This window comes from Aggregatibacter sp. Marseille-P9115, from assembly GCF_920939465.1.
GTDB lineage: Bacteria > Pseudomonadota > Gammaproteobacteria > Enterobacterales > Pasteurellaceae > Aggregatibacter > Aggregatibacter segnis_B.
Genome location: NZ_OV100759.1, coordinates 2,040,019 through 2,064,611 on the forward strand (window position 1 = coordinate 2,040,019; position 24,593 = coordinate 2,064,611).

Consider the following 24,593-nt stretch of genomic DNA (forward strand, 5'->3'; position numbering starts at 1 on the left):
ATTTTGTGACCGCACTTGATGTTTATTGTCGTGCTAATCGCAGGTTTTGTGGCAACGCTTCAAAGTTTGAGCGATATGGATTGATATCTAATCCACCTCGACGAGTGTAGCGCGCATATACCGTCAACTTTTTCGGTTTTGCATATTGCATGAGGTCACAGAAAATACGCTCAACGCATTGCTCGTGGAATTCGTTATGTTGACGGAAAGAAATAATGTAGCGCAATAACTGCTCACGATTAATTTGTTTACCCACATAATGAATCTGCAAGCTCCCCCAGTCCGGCTGTTGGGTAATAAGGCAGTTGGATTTGAGCAAATGGCTAACTAAAGTCTCTTCGACCACATTATCCCCAGTACAATTTTTCAGCAACTCAGCGTTAAACGCATAATCCTGAATTTCAATATCTAACTCATCAATACATTCGCCTGATAGGGCAACAATAGGTTGCGCCGTATAGTCTGCCAGCGAATTTAATTGCACCTTAACTTCGCCTTTGGCGCAATCCTGTAAATCCCGTTGCAGGATGTGTTGCACTTCGGCGGCGTCAGCAAATTTTGTTTGGTTAAAACTGTTTAAATAGAGTTTAAAACTTTTCGATTCGATTAAATTCTCACTACAAAAATCAATTTGTACATCGGCAATAGCCACTTGGGGAACGCCTTTGAGGTTGAGCCATGAAATTTCATATGCCGTCCAAATATCGGCACCGATGGAAAAGGGCTGCGTTTGTGTAATGCCCAACGTGTCGCGATTGAGATGGCGAGGGACCGGTTGTAATAAAGTGCGGTCATATTTTTCTGCATATTGAGTTTGCTGACCGAGTTTTAAGGCGTTCAAGCTGGGATCTTGATAATGCATAGTTTTCCTTATTGCCAATGCCATGAGAGATTTGAAACGAGGCGGCAATGATCACATTTAAAATAGAGGAAGTCAAAAAGTGGTTGGCTTAATGTCCAGTTTCGTTTACACATCGGGCAGCAAGATTGCAATTCTGCCTCGCGACTTTCGCCCCCGATGCGATACAAATAATAGTAAGTCGGAATGCCACTGTGGCGCTCAATTTCTTGTGCTAAATGATAGCCATGTTTAAACAGCGTGCTTTTTGTGTCGGTAATTTGTACCAAGGCGGATTCTTCTAACACCGAACCATTCATTTGCAACTGATCGCACGCCTGCCAATTTTCCTGCCATTTGATCAAATCCATTGCTAAGTGCGGTATGTTTTTCAGTTGTTTATACAACGGAATTGGCTGCAAAGTATCACCGCTTTGTAGTGGAGAACATGATTGCAAATAGGTGGTGTAGAGCAGTTGCCAAGGGGGAGGTTCTGTAGCCGTGATTTCTGAATTGAGATCTTCTGCCACAATCTGAAAACTCTCAAAAAACACACCGCACTTTTCTGTTGCCTGAATGGCATCATCAACCAAGGAATTATTGAATTCTGCCAAAAGGGAGGTTTGCTCCGGGCAGGTAACACGTACGGCCAACCCCGTCTGATTTTCCTGTTCAGCAACAAATTGTGGAATTTCACGTCCGATAATTTGCCCATTGTAGCGCCATTGTTCAACTATTTGATTAACGCAATGATTTTGTTTTTCCAAGGAAAATTGATCACTTTGTAGAGAGAAAAAGGCTTCGATTAAATACATAGAAAGGTAACGTTAAAGTTGAAAGGGCAAATTCTACACTAAATTTGCCATGGCTGGCGCAAAAACGCGAAATCTTCTACAATGAGCCGTTTTTTACGAGGTCTTTTTTATGTATCAACGAACCCGATTACATTTACAAAATTTACAGCAAACTATGGAGCGTTTAGCGTTGTGGCAAACACTGCCGCCACAAGAAGAGGCGTTTTTGAGCGATCAGCCTTTTGCGTTAGATACCATGAGCCCGACAGAATGGCTACAATGGATTTTTATTCCGCGCATGTACGCCCTTTTGGAAAGTCAGGCACCGTTGCCAAGCCAAATTGCGATCAGCCCTTATTTGGAAGAAGCACTAAAAGAAGAGGCGTATTTGGCAGAATTACTACGCCCGATCATTGAAATCGAAGAATTGCTGCAACAACAATGACGTTAGAGATTTTATATCAAGACGAGCATATAGTAGCGGTGAATAAACCGGCAGGTATGTTGGTTCATCGTAGCTGGTTGGATCGTCATGAAACCCAATTTGTGATGCAAACATTACGTGATCAAATTGGGCAATTGGTTTATCCCATACATCGTTTGGATAGGCCTACATCCGGTGTGCTGTTGTTTGCATTAAATAGTGAAATGGCAAATTTGTTATGTCATCAATTTGAGCAAAAACAAACAGAAAAAGAATATTTGGCGGTGGTTCGTGGTTATGTGACAGGGCAGGGCGAAATTGATTATCCGTTGAAAGTTCAATTGGATAAAATTGCCGATAAATTTGCGCAACAGGATAAAGAACCTCAAAGTGCGGTCACGTTTTATGACGGATTAAAAACCGTTGAAATGCCTTATGGCGTAGGGCGCTATGCTACTTCTCGTTATTCATTGGTTCGCTTAATACCGAAAACCGGGCGTAAACATCAGCTTCGTCGTCACATGAAACATATTTTTCATCCGATTTTAGGCGATACGCAGTACGGCGATTTACACCAAAATCGTGCTTTGACAGAACACACTGGCTGCTCTCGTTTAATGTTACATGCGGAAAAATTAACCTTCGTTCATCCGTTAACGCAACAGTCAATTACGCTTCAGGCAGGGTTAGATGAGCAATGGAAAAATGTAATGCAGATTTTTCAATGGTAAAAAATACATAAAAAAACGACCGCACTTTTTATGCAAATAATAAAGGACAGAAAATGTTAGATAATGATTTACTTAATTTAACGCATGAACAGCAACAACTTGCCGTTGAAAAAATTCAAGAATTAATGTCGCAAGGTGTGGGAAGTGGTGAAGCCATTGCCTTAGTGGCAAAACAGTTACGAGAACAAAATACACAAAAACAAAATAAAAATGAATAAAATGGGAAATTATAAAAGCTGAAGGGATTTTGCTGATTAATTTTGTTATTTTTTGTGATCTCGGTTTGATTTTACAACTTTTCTTATTGCGTGCGAGAGAAATTTATTTAAATATAAATGCCAACATATCAAGGTGATAGGGCAATTGTCTTATTGAAGTAAACGTAGTTCTAAAAGGACGAAAACCATAAGAGGTTTAAATTATGGAAGTTGGTGTTGTTAAATGGTTTAATAATGCAAAAGGATTTGGCTTTATTTCTGCAGAAGGCAGTGATACTGATATTTTTGCACATTATTCTGTGATCGAAATGGATGGATATCGCTCATTAAAAGCGGGGCAAAAAGTTCAGTTTGAAGTGATTCACGGTGACAAAGGTTCACACGCAACAAAAATTATTCCGGTAGCAGAATAATAAAGATTTCCTTATTTAGTCATTGAAATAAAGACAAGCCCAGTTGGACTTGTCTTTTTTATTTGAGTAAATCTTTTAATCCGGCTTTCATTGCCGACATTTGATTTTCATATAACGCTTTTTTCTCTCGTTCATCAATCATATACATGATAGTTTCCGAGAGCGTCATTTTCATTTTGCGGGAATATTTTGATAAACGAAGCCAAACCGCATATTCCAAATCAATAGATTTTTTCTTCGTGGATTGTTTTTCACCATTGAAGAAACGTTTTCTTCTAGCACGAATAGCCTGATCCATTTTAATCACCAATTCAGGGGCTAAATGCGCTTTTATCCATTCTTCAATTTTTTGCGGATAGTTTTGGCAGCCGATGAGTTGTTTAACAATGTCTTCTTGCAAACTTTTTTCTGCATAGCGTGTGACATTTTCACCTTCACGGGCTTTCTTTGTTAAATACACCCATTTCCAATGAGCTTCTTGATTTTCTAGCTTTTGATATTTCATAGGAATTCTATTTAGTGACGTGGTAACTCTGTCACTATACGCTGTTTATCGGCATTTTTCTAGCAGATTTTTACGCGATGCGAAGAAAGACGGGAAGAAATGTGCGATAATGCGCGCAAATTAAATAGACAACACAGAGATTAATGTGACTTTATCTTCTTTATCTAATACTACATTGCCTTGGAAGGCCTTACGTCCGGAATTGACGGTAACCGAGATTCCCTCACTATCTCAGGATTTTTTTGCGTTACAACCTCGCGCAGGTGAAGCTGTGCGTCATTTCATCCGAAATTCTCACCGCGCTTTATTGGTGATGAAAGCGGATGACCAAGCGGAATATGCGTCTTTATTGGAAGGTTTTATTAAAACGTACCAACCGGAAGTCGGCGTGTGTGGGGTGCAATATATCGTGGAACAAGGGGATTCTTTCTCTTTTCCACGTGTTTACATTGAGCCTGCACAATCGCTAGAAGATAATTTTGCAGCCAAAAAAAGCGTTGCTACGGCGTTATATTTGGATCAGTTCCAGTTATTCGGTTCGCTTAAAGTGCATGCGTCTTCTCATGATATTCAACTTCATGCTGGGCTGGTTCACCAGCTGAATAACGGCGTATTGATCGTGAGTGCGGGCGCATTATTGGCACAATTTGATTTATGGCAACGTTTGAAACAGATTTTAACGACAGGTGTGTTTGATTGGTATTCCGCTCATCCATTTAAAACGTTACCTTGTGAAATTCCGAGTTACCCTTTGTCCTTGAAAGTGATTGTGCTAGGCAATCGCACGGAATTAGCGGCGTTAGAAGAGCTGGAAGAAGCGCTGTATCATCTAGCAGATTATGCGGAAATTGAAAGCTATTGCCGTGTGGAAACGGCGGAGCAACAACAGCAGTGGATGCGTTATGTGCAATGGGTTGCCCAACAAAATCAGTTACCGGCGTTGGATTTAAGAGGTTTTAACAAACTGTATCAATTATTAGTGCGTGACAGTGAAAATCGCCATTTGATTAATGTATCACCGCTGAAATTAAAAATGATGCTCACAGAGACCGCACTTTTAACCGAATCTAATCCACTCAGTGCGGTGGATTTTGAACGTTATTTTCAACATAAAACAGCGCAATTTGGTTTTCTGCGTGAGCAAACCTACGATGGTATTTTGCAGGAACAAATTTATGTGGCGACTGAAGGCGAGATGGTGGGACAAATTAATGGTTTGTCAATCATTGAATATCCGGGCACTCCATTGTCTTTCGGTGAGCCTTCGCGAATCAGTTGTATCGTGCAATTTGGCGATGGCGAAATTGTGGATGTAGAGCGCAAAAATGAACTAGCGGGTAATATTCACAGCAAGGGTATTATGATTGCGGAAGCCTGCTTGGCCAATGTGCTTGAATTGCCGTCACAGTTGCCCTTTTCCGCTTCTTTAGTATTCGAGCAATCTTATGGTGAAATTGACGGAGACAGTGCCTCTCTAGCGAGTTTTTGCGTCTTATTAAGTGCTTTGTCTTCCTTGCCATTATCACAATCCATCGCGATTACCGGTGCAATCGATCAATTTGGTTTAGTGCATGCCGTGGGCGGTGTAAATGACAAAATTGAAGGTTTCTTTACTATTTGCCAACGTCGTGGACTTACGGGTAAACAAGGCGTGATGATCCCAAGTGCGGTGCTAAATCAGCTGAGTTTGTCAGAAGCGGTGGTAAGTGCGGTTAAAAACCAAGAGTTTTTTATTTATCCGGTAGAAACAGTGGATCAAGCCTGTGAAATTTTGTTGCAGCGGGATTTGGTGGAACAAGAAAATAAAACGTATGATTTTGACACCTTGCCGTTGTCTCGTTTGATTCATCAGCGTATTGATCAATATTCTGAACAGCAATCTCACAAATTCGGTTTGTGGGATCTGTTCTTCGGGAGAAAAAATCGCTAAATCAAAATAGCCATCAAAAATTAACTGATCGGACAAGTTTGGCGTACAAGTGTTAGCTATTTTAAATAACGGAATGCTTTGCTAGAATCCAACCCGCATTCAACATTACGTTGTTTAACCATATTTTATAGGATGATTAATAATGAACACTTGTACTCCAAACATTAAAGACAGTTACACTTACGAAGATTTATTGGCTTCTGGACGTGGCGAATTGTTTGGCAAAGAAGGTCCGCAACTACCTGCACCGACCATGTTAATGATGGATCGTATTGTAAAAATGACCGAGGATGGTGGTACCTTTGGCAAAGGCTATATTGAAGCCGAATTAGATATTCATCCTGATTTACCTTTCTTTGCTTGTCACTTTATCGGTGATCCGGTAATGCCGGGTTGCTTAGGTTTAGATGCTATGTGGCAATTAGTTGGCTTCTTCTTAGGCTGGGTTGGCGGTAAAGGTAAAGGCCGCGCTTTAGGCGTTGGCGAAGTGAAATTTACCGGGCAAATTTTGCCAAGTGCGAAAAAAGTGGTTTACCGTATCAACATGAAACGCGTGATTAACCGTAAATTAGTCATGGGCATGGCAGACGGCGAAGTGGAAGTGGACGGCCGTGTAATCTACACCGCAACCGATTTGAAAGTAGGTCTTTTCCAAGATACGTCAAGTTTCTAATTCACGTTTCTAAAAAACATTCAAATTTTTGACCGCACTTTTCTAGCAAGGAAAGTGCGGTTTGTTTTTGCAATATTTTTATCTTTATAATGAATTGGTTAATTTTTTTGCAGTCATCCATGCAATCAAATAAAAAACTTGTTTTAGCCTAAAAAGGTAGCTATTATTAGCGCACTTTTCACTGCGACCGTAGCTCAGTTGGTTAGAGCACCACCTTGACATGGTGGGGGTCACTGGTTCGAGTCCAGCCGGTCGCACCATCCTTTCTTTTCATAAAGTATCATAAAGTTCCATTCATCACATAAAATCAGACACTTACAGTCTTTTTGTTTATTTTATTGTTTCATAAAGTTTCATAGAGTATCATTCAATTTCATGATTTTAGTATTACATTTAGTATCATAACTTCAATTTTTCTGTATTTGTAATACTAAAAATCAGTAAAAAGGTAATGTAATACCATCAATTTAGGATTGATAATACCAAGGTTTCCTATGCCAAAACTCGTTAAACCACTTACCACAACGGAAATTACAAAAGCTAAACCGAAAGAGAAAGATTATTCTTTGTCCGATGGTTATGGTCTATTTTTATTTGTTCGTGTTACCGGATCTAAGATATGGCGATTTCAATATTATAAGCCAATCACAAAAAAAAAGAACGATTATTAGCTTAGGGAGTTACCCTGAATTATCGCTTGCGGATGCTCGGGTTAAGCGTGATGAATACCGGGGGCTATTAGCAAAAAATATCGATCCGCAAGAGCATAATTTTATTATTGAGCAAGAAGCCTTACAGGAAAAAGAAAATCTATTTTCTACACTTGCTGAAAAATGGTTTGAGTTCAAACATCATGAGGTAAAAGCAGGGAATTTAAAACAAGTTACTTATGATGATATTGTCGATCGCGTTACTCGCCATTTGCTACCGCACTTTGGCCACATGGAGCTAAAAAACATATCTGCGCCATTGGCACGAAACAAATTAAAGTATTTAGAAAAAGAGGGGAAACTAGACACATTACATCGAGTTATCGGGTATATGAGCAAAATAATGACCCTTGGTGTGAATATTGGTTTGTTACATAGCAATCCTATTGCTAATTTGTCTGAGGGATTTTTAAGACCCATAGCGGAAAATAACCCGACAATCCCACCAGAACGATTGCCTGAATTCTTTGCTGCACTTCAATCCTCTAAAATGTCTTTAGAGGTTCGGTGCGCAATCGAATTGTTATTGTTGACCGCTACTCGTGTTGGCGCATTAACACAAATGGAATGGAGTGAAATTAATTTTGATGAAAAACTTTGGTACATACCAAAGTACAAAATGAAGGGGAGAGTTGGAAAAGTACAGGATTTTATTGCGCCATTATCAAAACAAGCGCTTGCTGTCCTTGCTGTAATGAAGAAACTCACAGGCAATCAAAAGTATGTTTTTACCGGGTTTAAAAACTCAAATGAGCCAATGAACAAGGAAACCCCAAACAAAGCCATTAAGAGAATGGGGTATCAAAATACACTGACGGCCCACGGATTGCGATCTATTTTTAGTACCACAATGAATAATGCCGAATTTAATCCGGAAATTATTGAAGTTTGCCTTGCTCACTTTGAATATTCATCCGTGCGAGGCACTTACAATAAAGCTAAGTACCTAACGCAACGGATCGAATATATGCAGTGGTGGGGGGATTTTGTTGAGGAGAGAGCGAGAGAATCTGCTGCAGTGTGCTTAACATCGGATTAATTAGCCATTTTCGCCTGTTTGCAGTCAATATAACGTTGAATGTCGGTAGATTTCCAGTAAAGGAATCTGCCGATTTTTATTGGTGCAGGGAAATCATTGTCGTCTTTCATTCTGCGTAAAAGAGTAGAGCGACTAATGTCTAATACTCTTGCCGTATTTTTTAATCTTAGTAATTCTTCAGTCATATTTACTCCAATAAAAAACCGCCCTTTGCGGCCATTGGTTATTCGGTTGGTGGTGGCGGTGGCGGGAGTGGTTGCCAATGGGTAACCTGCGGCAAGTCAAAACCATAGGTAGAGCCGACAAAACAGAAGCCGTCGTTGTATTTGCCGTCATCAAGCCAAGCTATGTCGAATTGTTTTCGGTGCGCGTATTAAGCATGGATACTTTCAGCTTAATGTTAGCGTCCCTTGTTTGTGAGTTTCGCGGACCGCCTTAATTACTTCAGCTAGTGCGTCGGTTCATTCTGCGTTTAATTCGCCGCGATTAAGTTGAGATAATGTTTTATCAAAGTTAGCTTTGCTCATGCGAGCCTCCTGTTATTTAAGTGTTGTTTGTAGATAAAAGAAAACCCGCCTTGTGAGCGGGTTGTTGTAATATGATTTGGTATATGCTATTTATTAACCTAATAAATTATTAATAATAAGGATATATTCATGAAATGCACTATTCATATAAGCTCTCAAGTTAAAGAACAATTACATTTATATTTTGACGAATATATTCAAGCCTTGAGACATTATTTGTCTAAAGATTTCCCAAATATTGAATTTGATTTCAAGTATGTGGATAAGCATAGTCAAGGGACTGGCTCAGAAATAAATCCACCTCCTTGTATTTGCAATATTTCATTTCAATTTCCCGCAACTAAAGGAAAAGATATTTCAGAAGAAATTCTTGGGGTGGCGGATAAGGTTGCATTAAATTTGAAGAAAAAGTTCAGAGATAGAAGATTTCATCAATCATTAGATCCTGAACCATTTTTAACTTTGGATGAATTACTTAATTAGCCCTTATACGCTTTCAGCGTTTTAACAAATTGCGGGATATGTTCGTCAAACGCTTTCATTAATTTTTCATCGCGCTCGGCGGTAAACAAATAAAGCGTTTGTTTTTGATACTCGCGGCAATAACTCACAAAGTCCCAAGTTTCGTAGCCCGTTACCCATAAATTCGCCTGCACCTGTATGACGTACTCAGCCGGCACGCCACCCTCAAGCAAATAGCGGATATGGGTACTCATTTTCGGGCATTTGATTTCAAGCCCTTTTTTGAGTGACGGAATTAATCCGTCGGGGCTAACCATTACATCGCGGTTTTCGTTGAGATACACGCCGCCGACCTGAATAACGTCATTACCAGTTAAAAACTCGTAAGCGGCGCGCGCCTGCGGTTCAAGCTGGTTGCCTCGTTCCATAAAACCGGATTTAAACGTATCGCCACCGCCCAAGATGCTTTCTTCGATCAACTCGGCCATATACTTGATTTGCGCGCTTGATTTTTTACCGGTTGCCGTCACAATATTTTCAAAGCCCGTTGCGGTGGGGATACCTAAACGGGCTTTTAACCATTCTTCCGAGCCTTGTTCGCAATCAAGCGTTATTAGACCGTCAATCATAGTGGAACATCTTCTCCATCATTTTCTTGTTGCTTATCAAGGCGACCGTTCAGGATCGATATGGCATTGTCGGCTTGCTCTTTTGTCATTTCGGAAATATCTGCATGACCGTATGCCGTCAGTAGTTTTTCCATGCTTGTACCGGTTGCGTCAATTAAACCGATTAACATTTCTTTCTGTTCGGATGTAATCAACGCCGAAACGTCTATCACGTTTTGTTTAGGCGTTACGTTTACCGGCTCACGCTGCGTTTCCGCGATGCGTTCTGCCTCATCTTGGTCGTAAATACCGGTGAAACCAAACGCCAAGCGCGCACACTGAATCATCGCTTTGTGACGTAACATTCTTTTCGGATGTGTCTTCCATGGGCCCATTTCACGAAAGCATTCGCTCATATATTCCGTTACCGAAATTGGTTTTGAGCGGTCTTTGCGATAAATTCGGCAAGTGCATTTTTCATCGTCTAAATCAAATTCGATGCCGTCAAAATTTGGGTTTTCATTGAGAATTCGCGCCCAACCATCAACGCCGACGATCGGAACAATACCATTTTGACGGTCGGGAAATGCGTAAATTTCTTTCGTCCAAGGATTTAATCCATATTGATTCGCCACGATTAAAAGTGCGGTCATTTGGCTGTCATTTACATTACCCTTGAAAGCGGTATTTTTTAATGTCGCCATCAAGTCGGAACCGTCCGCAATTTCAAAACGTTTAGCCAGTTTGTCTGTCAGATGTTGTAGTGCTGTTGCCATTTCGTTTTATCCTTTAATTCATTTTTTTAAGTGATACATTGTCGCCATACTGTGCTTTGATATTTCGAGCCAAGGCGATTGCTTGCTCTTGCGTGCCGGTAAATGCAATGCGGATTTCGAAGTTAAATGTCGGCTCATCAGAAAGTGCGGTCGAATTTTCTTGTGTTTTTTCTACCGCACTTTGTGTTTCTGTTTCGGACGCAATGGCTTGTGATTCCGCTTTTGCTTTGGCATCTTCTTCGGCTTTTGCTTTTAACTCTGCCTCACGCTGTTGTTCGGCATTTACTCGCTCCGCAATAATTGGCTCAAGGTCGTCCGTGCCGGCAACTAATTGCAGTGCGTCTCTAAATAAATGCTCATATGCAACCGGAATCATTTTTAAACGCGCTGTAATTCGTGCGGATTCCTGGGCCAATTCAGCAAGAATTAACGTTTTTTCGGCATTAACCGATTTAACTAATCCATCAAGCTTTCTTTTGTTTTTTGTCGCCTCTTCGAGGCGGTTTGTTATTGCTGATTTCGGCATAGTCTGTTCGAGCGCAAGAGAGACAGAGCTTTCATACTTGCCGCGTATTTCCGAAATTTCATCAAGCGCACCATTGACAATGCGCTGTTTAATTTCCGCTTCTTTGGATTCAACAAGTTTTTTGCGTTTTAAGCGCTCTTGTCTAAATGTTTCAGCCCACTCAGCAGCACTATCTAATAGCTCGGAGACTTCTTTGCTACCGTTTTTCACGCCGTCAATTACCGCACGGATTCGTTTTTCAACCGCTTCAAGCTCTTTAACTTCTTCTTTTGCGCGGGCAAAATCGTCATCTGTTTCAAATTTTTCGGTAAGCGTTTTTAAGTACGCGTCAGCTTGTTTTTCAAAGTCCTTGAAATTTGTTGCAACAACTTTACTTTCGGTTGTTAAAACTAAATTAAATTCGGTGTTCATTATGCCATTCCTCTTCCTAAATTTCGTTTGGCCACAATTGCGATCGCGTTGTCTCGGAGGTCTGCTAACTTATCCCATGCTCCAGTACCAATCGCTAACCACTGCATATTTAAGTCATCATCACTAAGAGAGATTGCGTTATTGATTGCGTCAATTAGTGATTCGTCACCATTTTTTGCAGCCTCATCAATTCGGGATTTTTCCGCCTCAAGCTCGACTTCGTATCGTTCCGCCTCTTCAATTTGTGCGTGATGATCAGCTTCTAGACTATTTTCCCAATATGTTTGTAAACTCATCTCCGCACCTCATCTAATTCTTTCTGTTTTTGCGCTGTGTAGGCTTTCATGTATCGAAGTTCTTCTGCTGTTGGTTCACGTGGAATGTCGCCGAACTCAAGGCTCGCTTGACGTTGCCATTCCTTTGCTATTTGCTCGCTTACCGCGTTATTGTTGTAGTCAGTATCAACGGCAAGAGTAGGGCGTGAAAGGGATAACCCAATTAGCGCAACACCCCAAACGCAAGCGGTAATCACTGCGCAAACAATCCAGTGTAGGTATTTATCAAGCCATTGGATGATTTGTTTTTTTCGGCTTGGATGTTGATTCAAAAGTGCGGTAGTAAATCGTTGTTGTTTCATTTTTCACCTCAAAAAAAAGCCCTCCGTAAAAAGAGGGCAAACCTAAGGAACCAATTTTATAGGTTGCATAAGTTTTAAGCCCTCATGCTCGGCTGTGGGGTTGCTAGTTAGCTCTTGTTATTAGCAAACACAAGAGCCGTTGAATAAGTGCCTTTCTTTATGCTTGTAAGGCTCAAGCCCTTATTGTCTCTCACAACACTAAGGAATATAATTAAATCTCTCACAGCACAAATAAGGATTCTTCTATGAGAAACTATTTAATTTCTTACGATTTATACAAAGCTGGGCAAAATTACGATGGATTGATTAGTTATATTAAAAGCCATCAAGTTTGGGCTGCTATTCATAAATCAGTTTGGTATATCAAATCCAATAAATCTGCAGAACAAATTCGTAATGAACTGCTCATTTATTTAGATAAGAACGATAGTGTCTTTGTTACGGATATGAATAGTGCTGCTTGGAATAATCTGCCTGAAGGAAATGGTGAATACATTAGGCAGAATTGGATGAGGTAGATATACTCCCATTACCAGTGTTTAGCCCATTTCTATTAATTATTTCGATTGCTGAACAACATCTTTGAGCGATTAATTCTGGCTCTAAACAGCCATTTTCAACAGCTCTCAATACAGCCCATTTGATATTTTCTTTATCTCTTTCAGATAGGCTGTTTTCTTTTTTTTCTTCCATTTTTAACCTCATTTATTTTATGTTTGCCATTTCAAAGCGCACTTCTTCTATCATTCATTCCGGTTGTACTTCCCAAAATATCTCTGTCCTAGCAAATGCGCTTTGAATTGGTGTCGCAGGGTGGATTCAAACCACCATCGCACGGATTAAAAGTCCGCCGTTCTATCGGTTGTAACTACTGCGACATTAACTGGTCCGTGGGCTTGTTTGCCGTTTCCCCGACCATCCTCATATCCTCGAAGGATTGCTTAAAGATATAAACAGCGCTGCCCTTGATTCGCCAACCACCTCTTTTCGGTTAAACACGCGACACAGTTTTCTGCTTGGGGGTTACTCGACTTAAATCAGCCGATAATTTATATCCCGCATGAGATCAAATTGTCTAAAACTCGAAACAGGTTAATGATGAGCGCCTTTCTTTATGCTTGTAAGGCTCAAGCCCTCTTGTGTTGCGACCACTGCGAGGAATATAATGCTCCCCTGCGACCATAATTTAATCGAGGAAAGCTCTATGAGAAGAGAGGAGAAAGGTCACGTTCCGCCGAGACCAACGCCACCGCCCAAACCAAAGTAAGGATCTAAAAATGAACGGTAAAACAAGAGAAGATTTAGTCTTTGAACTTTATTACAGCTATAATTTAGAGAACATCTATTATCATTTTAATGCTCGCCTAAATAACCTGTTAGTTACTATCCAATTACTACTCTCATCTGCCATTATTGGCGATCTAAGTCGCTACTTCCCAAATGCGAATTTTAATATCCTTGTTGGGATTGTTTTGGCGATATTGAGTATTGTTTCTCTTGTTTATCGTTTCGGCGAAAAAGCCGCTTTGTCACAAGTCGCAAAAGGTCAATATCAAGCGTTAATTAAACGTTATCCAAAAATGAATGACGATGAACTTAATAACGCCTTAACCGAGACCGATGCTATTGATAATCATATTATCGGAGTATTTTGCGACATTTCTCATAAACGCTCAGCTATTCAGCTGAACCGAGAAGATGACACCAAACTAAATTGTTATCAGTCAGCTATCGCATGGTTTTGCGGTGAAAGTTTTAATTAAGGATTTGTTATGAGCGATGATTATTCATATAACCCCAAAAAACCAACTCCACCGCCTACTAAAAAATAGGTTTTTATACCCACATAATAGTGGGTATTTTTTTACCCATTATTAACCTGTTTCAAATTTTTAAAGAGCATTGAGATTGTGTATCTCGTTTTGTTGGGTGTATTATATAAGATATCTTATATATAGTAAAGCAATTTCTTATAGAATTTTATATGAAATCTATAAATATTCTTATATTTTATTGATTTTTAAAGAAATAAATTTTCAAGAAATGTGTTTATTTGCTCATTTTTTAATCGGTAAATGTTGTGATTTGAGATTCTGATCACGGAATAAAAGTAGGATTATGTGATAATTCCGCTATATTTTTTATGGAGGTTTATATGAAAAAATTACTTGTTGGCTTATGTCTTTTCCCTTCCATTGCTTTTTCGACAGAAACAGGCGAAAGCTGTGCCAAGATTGAAGATAGCGCTAAACGACTTGAATGCTATGATTCGGTATTTCTAAAATCACCATCTCAAAGCGAAAAAGAACTACAACAAAAATTAGATGATGAATTGGCTAAGTTAAAAGCGGAACTTGCATCTTGGCGATATAGAGAAAGCAAGGATGAGATGAGAAATAAAACATCTTATTTTGCGTCTAAAGCATCTGATAATACTATTGAACTATCATTTCCTTACCAAGGTGGATCAAGCATTACTCTAGTGTTGCGTAAGCATAGTGAGTATGGGAATGATGTGATGTTTAATTTATCTAAGGGGCAGTTCTCTTGTCGAATTGATGGTTGTAATATTTCAGTAAAATTTGATGATGAAAATATAGAGAAGTATGCAGTAAGCGAATCAGAAAGTGGCTCTAATGACGTATTATTTCTTAGCGGAAAAAAAAGCATGAAGAAATTTGTGGATAAACTAAAAAGTGCTAAGAAAATGGTTATCGAGTTTCCAATTTATGATTACGGACGAGCTCAATTTACCTTTACTACTCAAGGTTTAGAGTGGAAACATTTTTAACAAAACATAAGCCACGCAATGCGTGGCTTTTTTGATACTTATTGAATTGCAATGGTAGGCATATTTACTGAACTATAGCCGCCATTCTCTAACATTGAGATAATGCTCGCTCTTGATTAAGGGTAAAGATAATTGATTTCTAAAGAAAAGAATTTTGTTTGCTTGTTTTTTGAGCAATAAGAGAGCGAAACAGGGCTACACTTTGAAAAAGTGCGGTAGAAAAGTGCGGTAGAAAAGTGCGGTAGAAAAGTGCGGTAGAAAAGTGCGGTAGAAAAGTGCGGTAGAAAAGTGCGGTAGAAAAGTGCGGTAGAAAAGTGCGGTGTTTTAGGTCTATTTAGATCTAAATCAGATCTATATAGATTTACATGAGGGGAGTTTGGTGGTAGATGGGCAAAAGAAAACCGCCCGAAGGCGGTTTGTTTGGGTAGATATATCCCTCTAGTCTGCAATAAATGCAGGCATATTAACTGTGTTATAACCTGCAAGCGCTAATGTGGATACAATAAATGAGCGAGAATACGGATATAAATAATTAATGAGTAAGACTCTCATTTCTTCGCTTTCTTTTTGCTCTTGTGTCGGATTTTCTTTAAATTCAATAACAAAAAGATGTTCAAGTTCAAGATCAAAAATGTTGTTTTTGATTTCAACTTTAATAGTTACTCCATATTCTTTACTATCATCATCATCGCTACTATGAAGACTCGGGGTGATAGATAATGTTGTTGGAACTGCTTTACCCTTAATTGATTCTTTTTCTGGGGATTTTGATAATAAAGAAATGTTTGAAACAAATCCCTCATGTTTAATATCAAATTTCATATATCTTCTCGCTATATCTTAACTGTAGTAAATTGATAGTTTTTTTGTGAAGAAACTAATTCAAATGCCTTGTGGAAGGTTTCCAGAATAGTTTCTTTAATATTTTTTTGTTGAATTTGATATTTTTGAGCAAGTATTTCAACCGGAATACCAAGCTCTTCATTCAATTTCCAAATCTTAGATAGGGTTAGAGGAGCTTTATAGTTTAGTATTTTTGAAACAGTTCCTTTTGACCCTAGATAAGGCTGCATATCTTTATGCGTGAGATTGTGTTGCTCCATGTAGAATCGAATAATCTCAATAGGATCAGCTTGATGTACTTCTGTACATTGCGATTCATAATGATCCACCAAGACAGAAAGCAATTCAAATTCGTCGGCAGCGTCTCGGTTTGTTTCTAGATCCAACTCTGCCAGCTCAAGAAGACGCTGCATTGCTTGTTCGTGCTGTTGTTCTGTTTTAATGAGTTTAATCATAGTTAACCTTTTTTTGCTTCTTTTCTTAGATCAAGTTTATCGTACTCTGAGTGAGTATAGATGCCTTTTATTATCATAGTATTTTGGGTAAAAACGACTTTAACAAAAGTTCTGTAATTGTTTCCACCTATATCAAAAACATAGTGATTGTTGGCTATGTAATCTACATTATTTATACCAAATAGATTTTTAAAATCCTTGTCTTGAGTAAAATTATTGTGCTTGATGAGAGTCATCCAGCTTGAGAGTGACGATTTAGCGTTGGCGTGTTTCACTATGAACTTATCAAGCAAGGTTCTATTTAGAATTTTCATTTAGCCTGCCATTATACAGAAAGTTTCCAAAAAGGAAACTTATAAAAAAGTAATTATCATAAATCAACAATATCCAGTGTTAGTTTCTATAGTAAAACTGAATACCAAAAGACTTTCCCAATGACTGATATATCTTGCATGTCTGCTATCTCATCTGGGTGTTCTTCGCTGTTATAACTACGTATTTTCACTTGTTCGTTTGGCATATTGTAGAGTAGTTTTATGCGCAACAAGCCGCCGTGATTGATAGCGTATATCTTGCCGTCTCGGATTGTCTTATTGCCCAAATCAATTCCCACCGTTGTTCCATCCGGAATAACCGGCTCCATTGAATTTCCATCAGCAATCACACATACCGCATTTTCGTACTGTACGCCTTGTTTACGTAGTGTTGCTTTGGAAAAACGCAATTTGAAGTTGTTATAGTCTGCAATATCATCAGCAAAACCATTTCCGGCGGCTAAGCGTACTTCTTGGAAAAGCGGAACTTCTACCTCGTCATCGTTTAACGGAGTATTACGGTCCCACAGGTCAAATGAGCCTGTTTCGGCTACGTTTGATTTTATTTGGGGCTGTACCATGTCACCAGTGCCATTTAAGAGCCATTCCGGCGAAATTTTCAAAGCTTTGGCTATTTGTAAGCCATTTCTAGGGCTTTTTGTAACTCCGTTCAAAATATTACTGATCGTTACTTGTGATGTTCCGGCTAATGCAGCTAATTCAACTTGGTTTTTACCCATTTTATCCATTGCAAACTGCAATCTTTCAGCAAGTGTATTCATAAAACCCTCCTTAATCGTCCGATCCTATAAATAAACTTATATAAAATCAAATAAGAAATCCTTTACAAATTATAATATATCTTATATTCTATATAAGAATTTTAATTAAAGGTGAACTATGAAGAACGAGGTAATCGAAAAAGCAATTTCAATTTGCGGTTCTCAGGTAAAGCTAAGTCAAGAATGCGGAGTTTCTCAGGTTTCCGTCAGCTTTTGGCTTAATGGTGGCGGTATTAACGCTAAGTATATCCCGCGAATCGTTAAGGCTACAAAAGGCAAGGTAACTGAAAAGCAGATTTTACACTCCTTGGCAAATTTACCTGACAACTAATTTACTCATATTGGCGCAAAAGAAAACCATAAAAAACGGAAAGAAATTATGGCAATGAAGAAAGTCATTATGGAAATGATTGAGAACATACCGGGCGGTAAAAGTGCGGTTGCGGGATTTCTCGGATTTTCGGAAGCGGAGCTGAACAATCGGCTTTATCAGACGAAAGGGCAACGCTTCAAGAATGAGGAGCTGATCGCACTGCAACTTGAGTATGGATGCACTGATTTTATCGAGGAGCTTTGCCGCAATGCCGGCGGTCGTTTTGTGCCGGACGCAATAGCAAGCGAATTAGACGCAGTGGAAATCTCAACGTTACAGCTACATGAACTCTCCGCGCGCGGATTGTTGTTTGAGGCGTTAGAAAAAGCGTTAGCCGATGGTGAAATCACCACCGATGAAGAAGACGTGATCCGCAAATTATTAAACAAGCATTTAGCAGCGACACAACACTCAATCGAGTGCGTGATCTCGCTAAATAAACGGCAATAAAAAACCACGGCGGCAACCGTGGTTCTATACGAAGGAATTTTTTATGAAAACCAAAATACAGCTTTATGATACACAAATTCGCCAAGATGAACAAGGGCGTTTTTGCTTAAATGATTTACATCAGGCAAGCGGTGGTGAAAGTCGTCATCGTCCTGCTTACTGGTTATCAAATCAGCAAACGCAAGAGTTAATCGGCGAAATTTCAAAAGACGGAATTCCGTCTATCCTTACAAAACAAGGACTTGGAACATTCGTAAGTAAAGAACTTGTTTACGCTTACGCAATGTGGATTAGTCCGAAATTCCACTTACACGTTATTCGCACATTTGACAGCTTGGCAAGTCATCAAAATTCGACCGCACTTTTACCTGACTTTTCTGATCCGGTTGCAGCGGCTCGCGCATGGGCTGACGCAAAAGAGGGCGAACAACGCGCTTTATTGGATAGCAAACAGAAATCAGAACAGATTGAATCAATGCAGAGCTATTTCCGTCACGGTATGAGCGCACCTCAGTTTGTAAAAGGGTTAAACGGTGCTAATTCTTCGCAGATCAATGATTTCTTGGCTCGTAAAGGTTGGGTTTACAAGGATAAATACGGCTGGCGCGTAACATCCCGTGCGCGCGATGTGTATCTGACCGAAGAAAACACACAGGTAGCCGAACACGGTCAAGAAGTGCGTATTTTTTACAAGCCGGTTTTGCTGCAAAAGGGCGCAGCAAAAATCTATGACTGGTACATGAAAAATCAATTACCGATGAAAGCAAACTGGAACGGTAATTTCAAACAAGATAAGGCGGTGGCGTAATGAGTGATTTTATCGTTAATTCTTTCCAAATCCCCAATGCGTTTGTTGATGAATTGATTGCTGATTTATCAGGGAACGCCGTTAAGTGTTATTTATTAATCGCGCGTCAAACAACAGGCTGGCAGCGGGAAAGCGATTACATTTCCGTATCTCAATTCCAAGAGAAAACGAAGATCAAGGATAAGCGCACGATTTACGCCGTTATCGACGAATTAGAGCAAGCGGGCTTGATTATTACTGAGCGCGAATTAGGCATAACAAATAAATTTTATTTGGTTCGTAATGTACCTAGTACCAGTAGCAAAAAATGTACCCAGTTACAAGAAATACAACCAGTGACAAAAAACGCCACTAGGGCAGTAGCAAAAAATGTACCTAGTACCAGTAGCAAAAAATGTACCTCACATAAAAACAATATAAATACACCATTAAATACAATTAAAAAAACTTCGCAAAAAAATACCACACTTTCGCTGCTTGCCGAGTTCGGTATCACCGGTCAGCTTGCCGATGACTTTGCCGAACACCGAAAATCGAAAAAAGCGGCGATTACGAGGACTGCACTTGAGGGCTTTCAGCGCGAAGCCGACAAGGCAGGCATTCCGCTTGCCGAAGCAATCGAAATCGCTATTTGCCAAAACTGGCAAGGTTTTCGGGCTGATTGGTGTAAAAACCTGTCCGGCGCGAAAGGCAAAAAACGCGATGATTTCGCCGATGACGGCAGCTGGGCTATCGGTCGCACGGTCAATGTGCCGCGAGGGTCAATGATATGAGAACCGTAGCAAACTTAGCGCAGGTCATCGGTAGCGAGCCAAACTATCGCGCGCCGGTGGAAAAAGCGCGGATTTCTGACAACGCAACGAAACTTGTTGATCGCATGTTCCAGCGGCTGAAAGCGTTACACCCCGCATGGAAACAAGCGTTTGCCACCACCGAAGATTACAACTACGCAAAGCAAATTTGGCTTGAAGAATTACTCAAAGCCGGCGTTGTTACCCCGTTAAAGCTCAAACGTGGACTTGATATTGCCGCCACACAAGCAAGCGCGTTTTTCCCGTCAGTAGGTCAATTCATCGCATGGTGCAACACAACGGATTACTCCACTCTTGGTTTGCCAACACCTGACGAATTGCCGGCGCGAATAAGTAAATTTCAAGCGGTTTACTGCACGGACGGTGAGGATAAATTTAATTATTTATCGGACGCTGAATACTGGTTATTAACCGACTTGTGCAGCCGCGGTCGTCGTGACCAATGGACACCGACGGAATTTAAAAAAGAGTGCGAACAGGCACTCAAGGCAATAGCAAAGCGAATTGAAAGCGGCGAAACAATACCGGCACGCAGAAAACAACTACCGACACAAACAACCGTGCCAACCAGTCCGGAAAAAGCCGCAGAAAACATCGCAAAACTTAAACAGATTATAGGAATGAAAAGATGACAGAGCGAAAATTTGATAAGGACACATACCCAACATCACTTTCACTATTTAACCCGATTCATGCTGAATTTGGCTTTACGATTGATGGTGCCGCACTACCGCACAACGCAAAACTTGAGCGATATGTAACGCCTGAAATGGATTACTTAACTTACCCGATACAAAACGAGCGCATTTTCATAAACCCGCCATTTAGTGACCCGTTAAGTTTTATTAAACGTTCCGTCGAACTGTTTGAAAATCATAACTGTTTAGTAGTGATGTTACTGCCGGTCGATATTAGCACGGAATGGTTTTCCTTAATCACTCAAAAAGCGACAGAAATCCGTTTTATTGTTGGTGGCCGCATTAAGTTTTTAAGTCCTCAAACGGGTTTATGGACTGATGTCTGCCGTGGTAATCACTTAGCGATATTTGACCCGCGTCACCGCAACATGGGGCAAGTTATCCGTCATGTTCACATTGACGACCTAGGGGAATTCGAATGGCGAGCCAAAAGCAGAAAAAGACGGTAATCCACGCGGTTAAATATGCGAACGGTGCGGTTGTAGCGGAAACAGACTACGACCGCAATTTACTCAAGGGGTTGCCGGTTGGAAGTGCGGTAAAAATCACACCCATCGGCAACAATCGAAACTACCAGCATCACAAGAAGTTTTTCGCGCTACTCGATGCAGGTTTTGAATATTGGCAGCCTGAATTTAGCGTGCTGACCCAAGCGGAAGAATGGATAGCGCAGGCGGTCGCAAGAGAAATCGCAGTAGTGGCCAACGATGAGAATCTGTATCAGAACGTAACTAAACCGATAGCAGATAGCGTGCTGGCAAAAGTGCGGTCGAATCGCGAATCAAAATTAGATTATGAGGGCATGAAAACCCTTGAAGCGTATCTCGATCATGTGATGAAAAAAGCTGGGTTTTACGACATCAAGCCGGCACAAGACGGCGGCACACTGAAAGAACGTTGGTCAATTTCATTCGGCAATATGAGCCAAGAAAAATTCAACGACGTGTACAAGGGCGTGTTTGGCGTTATTTGGAATGAAACCCTTTGTAACGTGTACGAGAACGAATGGGAATTGGAAAACAAGATTAATCAATTAATAGGGTTTGGAAGTTAAGACAAAAATGAAGTGTAAAACGAAGAAATGTAAAAACTGCGGCAATCTGTTTTATCCGGCAAATTCTCTTGCGAAAGTCTGTTGTGTTCAGTGCGCTATGGAATACGCCAAAAAACAGGCGGCAGTCGAGCAACACAAAGCAGAAAAGAAACGGCTTAAGGAACGCAAGGAAAAGTTAAAAAGCCGCGCAGAGTGGCTCAGAGACGCGCAGGCTGTATTTAACAAATTTATTCGGTTGCGCGACAAAGACCAGTCCTGTATCAGTTGCGGCAGATACCACGAGGGACAATGGCACGCAGGGCATTATCGCAGTGTTGGAGCTTGTCCTGAATTGCGGTTCTGTGAACAAAACGTACATAAGCAATGCGCACCCTGTAATGACCACAAAAGCGGAAATATCATTGAGTACCGAATCAATCTTGTGAATAAAATCGGCGCAGATAAGGTGGCTTGGTTAGAGCGACAAGACCACGAGCCGAGAAAGTACACAATCGAAGACTGCAAGGCGATCATCAAACATTACAAAGCGAAAATTAAGGAGTTAGAGCAATGAAGCGGTTTGCCGAGTTAACGTTGACAGAGCAGCAAGAAGAGTTCGTCGATGAATGGATGTTTAAATGGGGGGCATGGGTGCGGTCCGGTCGATTAGACAAAGCACAGGTTAATATCATTGCTAAGCTAATGCAAAGCGTAGCATCTGCTGAACCAGGGGAACAAACCTGCGATGATGAAACAGGTTATATGATTAGCCAAATCGTCGATCGGTTCTTCGCAAAAAATGACCGCACTTTGCGCTATATTCTGTTTTCATATTACGTTAATAAAAACACAATTAATCGCATAGCCGTTAAACTGCGTGAAAACTGTGGAGAGATGAAAATGCAGCCGTGCGCCGGTAAGTCAGATATTCGCATTCCGAGCCTTAAAACTGTGAAGCGGAACGTTGAAAAAGAATTGAAATTGGCAAAAGCGATAATTCACGAACTGCTTGTAACTGGTTTCGTTATTCTTCGAACTGGTCGACAAAATGCAAAAAACATCAAAATTACATATTGACAAACCTTGTCATCTTGTCCTATTATTTGAATATATGGTGGTCGTCGTGTAAGTGATGTTCACCTACAGTCGCCAGAAGGTGGCTGTGTGTTGAAACAACGATGAAATTAATGGATTTGGATTTAAGTAAACCCTGACTGGTAACAGTTGGGGTTTTTTATTGCCCTGAATAAAGCGGGGTGGAGTATGGCAAAAATGCAGGTGTTTAAGGATATGCCGATTGAGTCTCAAGCTCTTGGTTGGGTTACGGGGCTTTTCGGTGCGCTCACGTTGTCCGAATGGGCTATTCTGATAGGTATTATTGTGACGATTTGCGGTTATCGGCGGGAATCAAGATATAAAAAACGTATGCTGGAGCTCGAAGAAATTCGAGCTGGAATCCGCGACAAAAACGGGAATCTGATTAATGAACAAAACAGTTAAAAAAACGTTAGCCGGCGCGGTGTGTTTGGTAAGCGTTATTGTTGGCAAGGTTTACACTGATTATGCGGATGACCTTGTGATCAGCAAAGAGGGTGCGCAAGCTATTGGCGACGAAGAAGGTTGTCGCCGTGACCCTTACCGTTGTTCGGCTCATGTTTTAACTTACGGTATTGGCGCAGCCGTTACTGGCGGAACAATGATTCTCGAAAATAAGCGTTACACCGATGAAGAAATAGCGGAACAATATGCTAAAGATCTAAAGAAAGCAGGTGATTGCATCATGCTTTACTTTAACGGTGCAGACATGAATCAAAATCAAATAGATGCTTTAGGGTCTGTTATTCATAATTTAGGCTGTGGCGGCGCTCGTTACTACTACGACAAAAAATCGGGTAAGCGGCTTAAAACTCAGTTATACAAAGCGGCTTTAGATAAAGACTTTGTGCGCATGTGTAACACGTTTACAAACTACGCAAATGTGAACGGAAAGCCGCACCCGGCAATCATGAAACGCAGAATAAGAGAGCGTGATTTATGTTTAACCCCGGTGAACAATTAATTAAACGGATTAAGTTTGGTGTGATATGTGTTGGTGTCGTTGCGGTTTTGTGCCTGCTCGGCGTTTTGCGGTACCAGCACAGCACCATTGTTAACTTAAGAGCCGACAACAAAGAGCAGGCGCAAGCGTTATCTCAAAAAGAAAAAGAGATAACGAGACTGAAAAACGAAGCGGCTGAAAATCAGCGCATCATGTTAGAGCTATCGAAACAAGAAGCGGAAGCACGGAGCGAATCAGATGAAGTTATTAAATCCATCCCACAAGATATTAAACAAAGCCATCCTTATAATGCTTCCGCTCCTCGTAATGTTGTTGAGTTCTTGCGCAGGTAAACCACAAGCTACCGGTTGTCCTGTATTGCCGCCTGCTTATGTTGCTCATTTGGATAAGACAGGATTTAACGGCAACACATACGGAGACATCACTCAATACTCTGTCATCCTTAAGCGTGAGCGCGACATGTGCCTGAATAGGATTGATAAGATAAGAGAGTGGCAAGTTGAGAACACTCAGCACTAAATGGAAAATTAAAGGGCGTTAAAACAAGCGCCCTTTGTTGTATGTACACAAAAGGAATGAAAATGCCCGCAAGAATACCTAAAGCATGCCGAAAACAGGGATGTAAGAACACAACAACGCATTCAAGCGGTTATTGTGAACTGCATTTAGGTTGCGGATGGCAACGACACCAACAAGGCAAGACGGCAAGCCAACGCGGTTATGGCTCACAGTGGCGAGCGTTGCGCACCGTCGCCTTAGAGCGTGACAAGTATCTATGCCAAGAGTGCTTAAAAAAAGGTAGATATGTTATAGCAACAACCGTTGACCACATCATAGCTAAAGCACATGGTGGCAGTGACAATCTTTCAAACTTACAAAGTTTATGTAATTCATGCCATAAATTCAAAACCGCAAGAGAGCGCTTGAGATAGCGTTTAAAGTGCGGTCAATTC

Annotated in this window: 39 protein-coding genes, 2 tRNA genes and 1 pseudogene; 26 read left to right on the plus strand and 16 right to left on the minus strand. The window is 40.6% G+C overall.

What is annotated here, in order from left to right:
* Positions 1-22 precede the first annotated feature (22 nt).
* Entirely contained in the window at positions 23-862 is an 840-nt protein-coding gene (gene queF, locus LQ983_RS09795; protein ID WP_230622544.1) for an NADPH-dependent 7-cyano-7-deazaguanine reductase QueF, read from the minus strand.
* Between the two features lie 8 nt (positions 863-870).
* Positions 871-1,653 (minus strand): Zn-ribbon-containing protein, encoded by a 783-nt coding sequence (locus LQ983_RS09800; RefSeq protein ID WP_212509656.1) that lies wholly within the window; start codon positions 1,651-1,653, stop codon positions 871-873.
* 109 nt (positions 1,654-1,762) lie between these two features.
* Between LQ983_RS09800 and LQ983_RS09805 the strand changes: the two genes are divergently transcribed.
* The 4 genes from LQ983_RS09805 to cspD all read left to right on the plus strand — a co-directional run bounded on the left by LQ983_RS09805 (position 1,763) and on the right by cspD (position 3,418).
* Positions 1,763-2,077 carry a YqcC family protein gene (locus LQ983_RS09805; protein ID WP_212509655.1) on the plus strand — a complete coding sequence of 105 codons (315 nt, stop codon included), beginning with the start codon at positions 1,763-1,765 and terminating at the stop codon, positions 2,075-2,077.
* The gene (gene truC / locus LQ983_RS09810; RefSeq protein WP_212509654.1) at positions 2,074-2,787 is read left to right on the plus strand and encodes a tRNA pseudouridine(65) synthase TruC; all 714 of its coding nucleotides are present in this window, start codon (positions 2,074-2,076) and stop codon (positions 2,785-2,787) included. Before LQ983_RS09805 ends, truC begins: the two co-directional genes overlap by 4 nt.
* 53 nt (positions 2,788-2,840) lie before the next feature.
* Positions 2,841-3,005, plus strand: coding sequence for a YoaH family protein (locus LQ983_RS09815; protein ID WP_212509653.1), 165 nt, complete (start codon positions 2,841-2,843; stop codon positions 3,003-3,005).
* A 203-nt stretch (positions 3,006-3,208) separates the two neighbouring features.
* Complete coding sequence (gene cspD / locus LQ983_RS09820; RefSeq protein WP_109128629.1) at positions 3,209-3,418, plus strand: cold shock domain-containing protein CspD; 210 nt, start codon at positions 3,209-3,211, stop codon at positions 3,416-3,418.
* Between the two features lie 58 nt (positions 3,419-3,476).
* On the opposite strand, the gene matP is transcribed toward cspD, so the two are convergent.
* On the minus strand, positions 3,477-3,923 hold the full coding sequence (gene matP / locus LQ983_RS09825; protein ID WP_006718352.1) for a macrodomain Ter protein MatP: 447 nt from the start codon (positions 3,921-3,923) through the stop codon (positions 3,477-3,479).
* Between the two features lie 145 nt (positions 3,924-4,068).
* Here matP and LQ983_RS09830 point away from each other — a divergent pair, with 145 nt between their 5' ends.
* The 5 genes and pseudogenes from LQ983_RS09830 (at position 4,069) to LQ983_RS10075 (ending at position 8,275) form a co-directional block, all read left to right on the plus strand.
* Positions 4,069-5,853, plus strand: coding sequence for a Lon protease family protein (locus LQ983_RS09830; RefSeq protein ID WP_212509652.1), 1,785 nt, complete (start codon positions 4,069-4,071; stop codon positions 5,851-5,853).
* A gap of 142 nt (positions 5,854-5,995) precedes the next feature.
* On the plus strand, positions 5,996-6,526 hold the full coding sequence (gene fabA / locus LQ983_RS09835; protein ID WP_006718349.1) for a bifunctional 3-hydroxydecanoyl-ACP dehydratase/trans-2-decenoyl-ACP isomerase: 531 nt from the start codon (positions 5,996-5,998) through the stop codon (positions 6,524-6,526).
* A 183-nt stretch (positions 6,527-6,709) separates the two neighbouring features.
* Positions 6,710-6,786, plus strand: a tRNA-Val gene (locus LQ983_RS09840).
* 234 nt (positions 6,787-7,020) lie between these two features.
* Positions 7,021-7,234, plus strand: a pseudogene (locus tag LQ983_RS10070) (integrase arm-type DNA-binding domain-containing protein); the annotation flags it as partial.
* A gap of 492 nt (positions 7,235-7,726) precedes the next feature.
* Positions 7,727-8,275, plus strand: a complete 549-nt coding sequence (locus LQ983_RS10075) for a tyrosine-type recombinase/integrase (RefSeq protein WP_370636685.1) — start codon at positions 7,727-7,729, stop codon at positions 8,273-8,275.
* Here the strand turns inward: LQ983_RS10075 and LQ983_RS09850 are convergent.
* The gene (locus LQ983_RS09850) at positions 8,272-8,460 is read right to left on the minus strand and encodes an AlpA family transcriptional regulator (protein ID WP_230622546.1); all 189 of its coding nucleotides are present in this window, start codon (positions 8,458-8,460) and stop codon (positions 8,272-8,274) included. The two genes, LQ983_RS10075 and LQ983_RS09850, sit on opposite strands and share 4 nt — an antisense overlap.
* 38 nt (positions 8,461-8,498) lie before the next feature.
* On the minus strand, positions 8,499-8,624 hold the full coding sequence (locus tag LQ983_RS10080; RefSeq protein WP_370636687.1) for a DUF551 domain-containing protein: 126 nt from the start codon (positions 8,622-8,624) through the stop codon (positions 8,499-8,501).
* 307 nt (positions 8,625-8,931) lie between these two features.
* Here LQ983_RS10080 and LQ983_RS09860 point away from each other — a divergent pair, with 307 nt between their 5' ends.
* Positions 8,932-9,285, plus strand: a complete 354-nt coding sequence (locus tag LQ983_RS09860) for a hypothetical protein (RefSeq protein WP_230622424.1) — start codon at positions 8,932-8,934, stop codon at positions 9,283-9,285.
* Here the strand turns inward: LQ983_RS09860 and LQ983_RS09865 are convergent.
* Genes LQ983_RS09865 through LQ983_RS09885 form a run of 5 tightly spaced genes read right to left on the minus strand, consistent with a single transcriptional unit; the run spans position 9,282 to position 12,222 of the window.
* Complete coding sequence (locus LQ983_RS09865; RefSeq protein WP_230622425.1) at positions 9,282-9,893, minus strand: YqaJ viral recombinase family protein; 612 nt, start codon at positions 9,891-9,893, stop codon at positions 9,282-9,284. The two genes, LQ983_RS09860 and LQ983_RS09865, sit on opposite strands and share 4 nt — an antisense overlap.
* Entirely contained in the window at positions 9,890-10,648 is a 759-nt protein-coding gene (gene bet / locus LQ983_RS09870) for a phage recombination protein Bet (protein WP_230622548.1), read from the minus strand. Before bet ends, LQ983_RS09865 begins: the two co-directional genes overlap by 4 nt.
* A gap of 13 nt (positions 10,649-10,661) precedes the next feature.
* A complete protein-coding gene (locus tag LQ983_RS09875; protein WP_230622549.1) occupies positions 10,662-11,585 on the minus strand; it encodes a hypothetical protein in 924 nt (307 codons plus the stop codon).
* Positions 11,585-11,881, minus strand: a complete 297-nt coding sequence (locus tag LQ983_RS09880) for a hypothetical protein (protein WP_230622550.1) — start codon at positions 11,879-11,881, stop codon at positions 11,585-11,587. The genes LQ983_RS09875 and LQ983_RS09880 overlap by 1 nt, the downstream gene beginning before the upstream one ends.
* Entirely contained in the window at positions 11,878-12,222 is a 345-nt protein-coding gene (locus tag LQ983_RS09885; RefSeq protein ID WP_230622551.1) for a hypothetical protein, read from the minus strand. Before LQ983_RS09885 ends, LQ983_RS09880 begins: the two co-directional genes overlap by 4 nt.
* A gap of 245 nt (positions 12,223-12,467) precedes the next feature.
* On the opposite strand from LQ983_RS09885, the gene LQ983_RS09890 reads away from it, so the two are divergent.
* The gene (locus LQ983_RS09890) at positions 12,468-12,740 is read left to right on the plus strand and encodes a CRISPR-associated protein Cas2 (RefSeq protein ID WP_230622552.1); all 273 of its coding nucleotides are present in this window, start codon (positions 12,468-12,470) and stop codon (positions 12,738-12,740) included.
* Here the strand turns inward: LQ983_RS09890 and LQ983_RS09895 are convergent.
* Both LQ983_RS09895 and LQ983_RS09900 read right to left on the minus strand, forming a co-directional pair.
* Positions 12,718-12,915, minus strand: coding sequence for a hypothetical protein (locus LQ983_RS09895; RefSeq protein ID WP_230622553.1), 198 nt, complete (start codon positions 12,913-12,915; stop codon positions 12,718-12,720). The genes LQ983_RS09890 and LQ983_RS09895 overlap by 23 nt on opposite strands.
* Positions 12,916-13,023: 108 nt before the next feature.
* A tRNA-Lys gene (locus LQ983_RS09900) sits at positions 13,024-13,100 on the minus strand.
* Positions 13,101-13,499: 399 nt separating this feature from the next.
* Here LQ983_RS09900 and LQ983_RS09905 point away from each other — a divergent pair.
* Together LQ983_RS09905 and LQ983_RS09910 are read left to right on the plus strand one after the other, a co-directional pair.
* Positions 13,500-13,985 (plus strand): hypothetical protein, encoded by a 486-nt coding sequence (locus LQ983_RS09905; RefSeq protein WP_230622554.1) that lies wholly within the window; start codon positions 13,500-13,502, stop codon positions 13,983-13,985.
* A gap of 392 nt (positions 13,986-14,377) precedes the next feature.
* Entirely contained in the window at positions 14,378-15,013 is a 636-nt protein-coding gene (locus LQ983_RS09910; protein ID WP_230622555.1) for a hypothetical protein, read from the plus strand.
* Positions 15,014-15,451: 438 nt separating this feature from the next.
* On the opposite strand, the gene LQ983_RS09915 is transcribed toward LQ983_RS09910, so the two are convergent.
* The 4 genes from LQ983_RS09915 to LQ983_RS09930 form a co-directional block, all read right to left on the minus strand.
* On the minus strand, positions 15,452-15,835 hold the full coding sequence (locus tag LQ983_RS09915) for a hypothetical protein (protein ID WP_230622556.1): 384 nt from the start codon (positions 15,833-15,835) through the stop codon (positions 15,452-15,454).
* An 11-nt stretch (positions 15,836-15,846) separates the two neighbouring features.
* Entirely contained in the window at positions 15,847-16,311 is a 465-nt protein-coding gene (locus LQ983_RS09920) for a type II toxin-antitoxin system HigA family antitoxin (RefSeq protein ID WP_230622557.1), read from the minus strand.
* Positions 16,312-16,313: 2 nt separating this feature from the next.
* Positions 16,314-16,625: a type II toxin-antitoxin system HigB family toxin gene (locus tag LQ983_RS09925; RefSeq protein ID WP_230622558.1), complete on the minus strand. Its 312-nt coding sequence runs from the start codon at positions 16,623-16,625 to the stop codon at positions 16,314-16,316.
* 86 nt (positions 16,626-16,711) lie between these two features.
* Positions 16,712-17,407 carry a helix-turn-helix transcriptional regulator gene (locus tag LQ983_RS09930; RefSeq protein ID WP_230622559.1) on the minus strand — a complete coding sequence of 232 codons (696 nt, stop codon included), beginning with the start codon at positions 17,405-17,407 and terminating at the stop codon, positions 16,712-16,714.
* 118 nt (positions 17,408-17,525) lie between these two features.
* Here LQ983_RS09930 and LQ983_RS09935 point away from each other — a divergent pair, with 118 nt between their 5' ends.
* From LQ983_RS09935 to LQ983_RS09995, 13 genes are all read left to right on the plus strand, one after another.
* Positions 17,526-17,738 (plus strand): YdaS family helix-turn-helix protein, encoded by a 213-nt coding sequence (locus LQ983_RS09935; RefSeq protein WP_230622560.1) that lies wholly within the window; start codon positions 17,526-17,528, stop codon positions 17,736-17,738.
* Positions 17,739-17,786: 48 nt separating this feature from the next.
* Positions 17,787-18,230, plus strand: a complete 444-nt coding sequence (locus LQ983_RS09940) for a YmfL family putative regulatory protein (RefSeq protein WP_230622561.1) — start codon at positions 17,787-17,789, stop codon at positions 18,228-18,230.
* A 43-nt stretch (positions 18,231-18,273) separates the two neighbouring features.
* Positions 18,274-19,038, plus strand: a complete 765-nt coding sequence (locus LQ983_RS09945; RefSeq protein WP_230622562.1) for a KilA-N domain-containing protein — start codon at positions 18,274-18,276, stop codon at positions 19,036-19,038.
* Positions 19,038-19,811, plus strand: coding sequence for a replication protein (locus LQ983_RS09950; RefSeq protein WP_230622563.1), 774 nt, complete (start codon positions 19,038-19,040; stop codon positions 19,809-19,811). The genes LQ983_RS09945 and LQ983_RS09950 overlap by 1 nt, the downstream gene beginning before the upstream one ends.
* Positions 19,808-20,482, plus strand: coding sequence for a replication protein P (locus LQ983_RS09955; RefSeq protein WP_230622564.1), 675 nt, complete (start codon positions 19,808-19,810; stop codon positions 20,480-20,482). The genes LQ983_RS09950 and LQ983_RS09955 overlap by 4 nt, the downstream gene beginning before the upstream one ends.
* A complete protein-coding gene (locus tag LQ983_RS09960) occupies positions 20,479-20,997 on the plus strand; it encodes a phage N-6-adenine-methyltransferase (RefSeq protein ID WP_230622565.1) in 519 nt (172 codons plus the stop codon). Before LQ983_RS09955 ends, LQ983_RS09960 begins: the two co-directional genes overlap by 4 nt.
* Positions 20,967-21,602 carry a DUF1367 family protein gene (locus LQ983_RS09965; RefSeq protein WP_230622566.1) on the plus strand — a complete coding sequence of 212 codons (636 nt, stop codon included), beginning with the start codon at positions 20,967-20,969 and terminating at the stop codon, positions 21,600-21,602. Before LQ983_RS09960 ends, LQ983_RS09965 begins: the two co-directional genes overlap by 31 nt.
* Positions 21,603-21,609: 7 nt before the next feature.
* On the plus strand, positions 21,610-22,155 hold the full coding sequence (locus LQ983_RS09970; RefSeq protein WP_230622567.1) for a recombination protein NinG: 546 nt from the start codon (positions 21,610-21,612) through the stop codon (positions 22,153-22,155).
* A complete protein-coding gene (locus LQ983_RS09975; protein ID WP_230622568.1) occupies positions 22,152-22,658 on the plus strand; it encodes an antiterminator Q family protein in 507 nt (168 codons plus the stop codon). The genes LQ983_RS09970 and LQ983_RS09975 overlap by 4 nt, the downstream gene beginning before the upstream one ends.
* A gap of 186 nt (positions 22,659-22,844) precedes the next feature.
* Positions 22,845-23,081 (plus strand): HP1 family phage holin, encoded by a 237-nt coding sequence (locus LQ983_RS09980; RefSeq protein ID WP_230622569.1) that lies wholly within the window; start codon positions 22,845-22,847, stop codon positions 23,079-23,081.
* On the plus strand, positions 23,065-23,640 hold the full coding sequence (locus tag LQ983_RS09985; RefSeq protein WP_230622570.1) for a lysozyme: 576 nt from the start codon (positions 23,065-23,067) through the stop codon (positions 23,638-23,640). Before LQ983_RS09980 ends, LQ983_RS09985 begins: the two co-directional genes overlap by 17 nt.
* On the plus strand, positions 23,616-23,972 hold the full coding sequence (locus LQ983_RS09990; RefSeq protein ID WP_230622571.1) for a DUF2570 family protein: 357 nt from the start codon (positions 23,616-23,618) through the stop codon (positions 23,970-23,972). The genes LQ983_RS09985 and LQ983_RS09990 overlap by 25 nt, the downstream gene beginning before the upstream one ends.
* A gap of 249 nt (positions 23,973-24,221) precedes the next feature.
* Positions 24,222-24,572, plus strand: coding sequence for an HNH endonuclease (locus tag LQ983_RS09995; protein ID WP_230622649.1), 351 nt, complete (start codon positions 24,222-24,224; stop codon positions 24,570-24,572).
* Positions 24,573-24,593 lie beyond the last annotated feature (21 nt).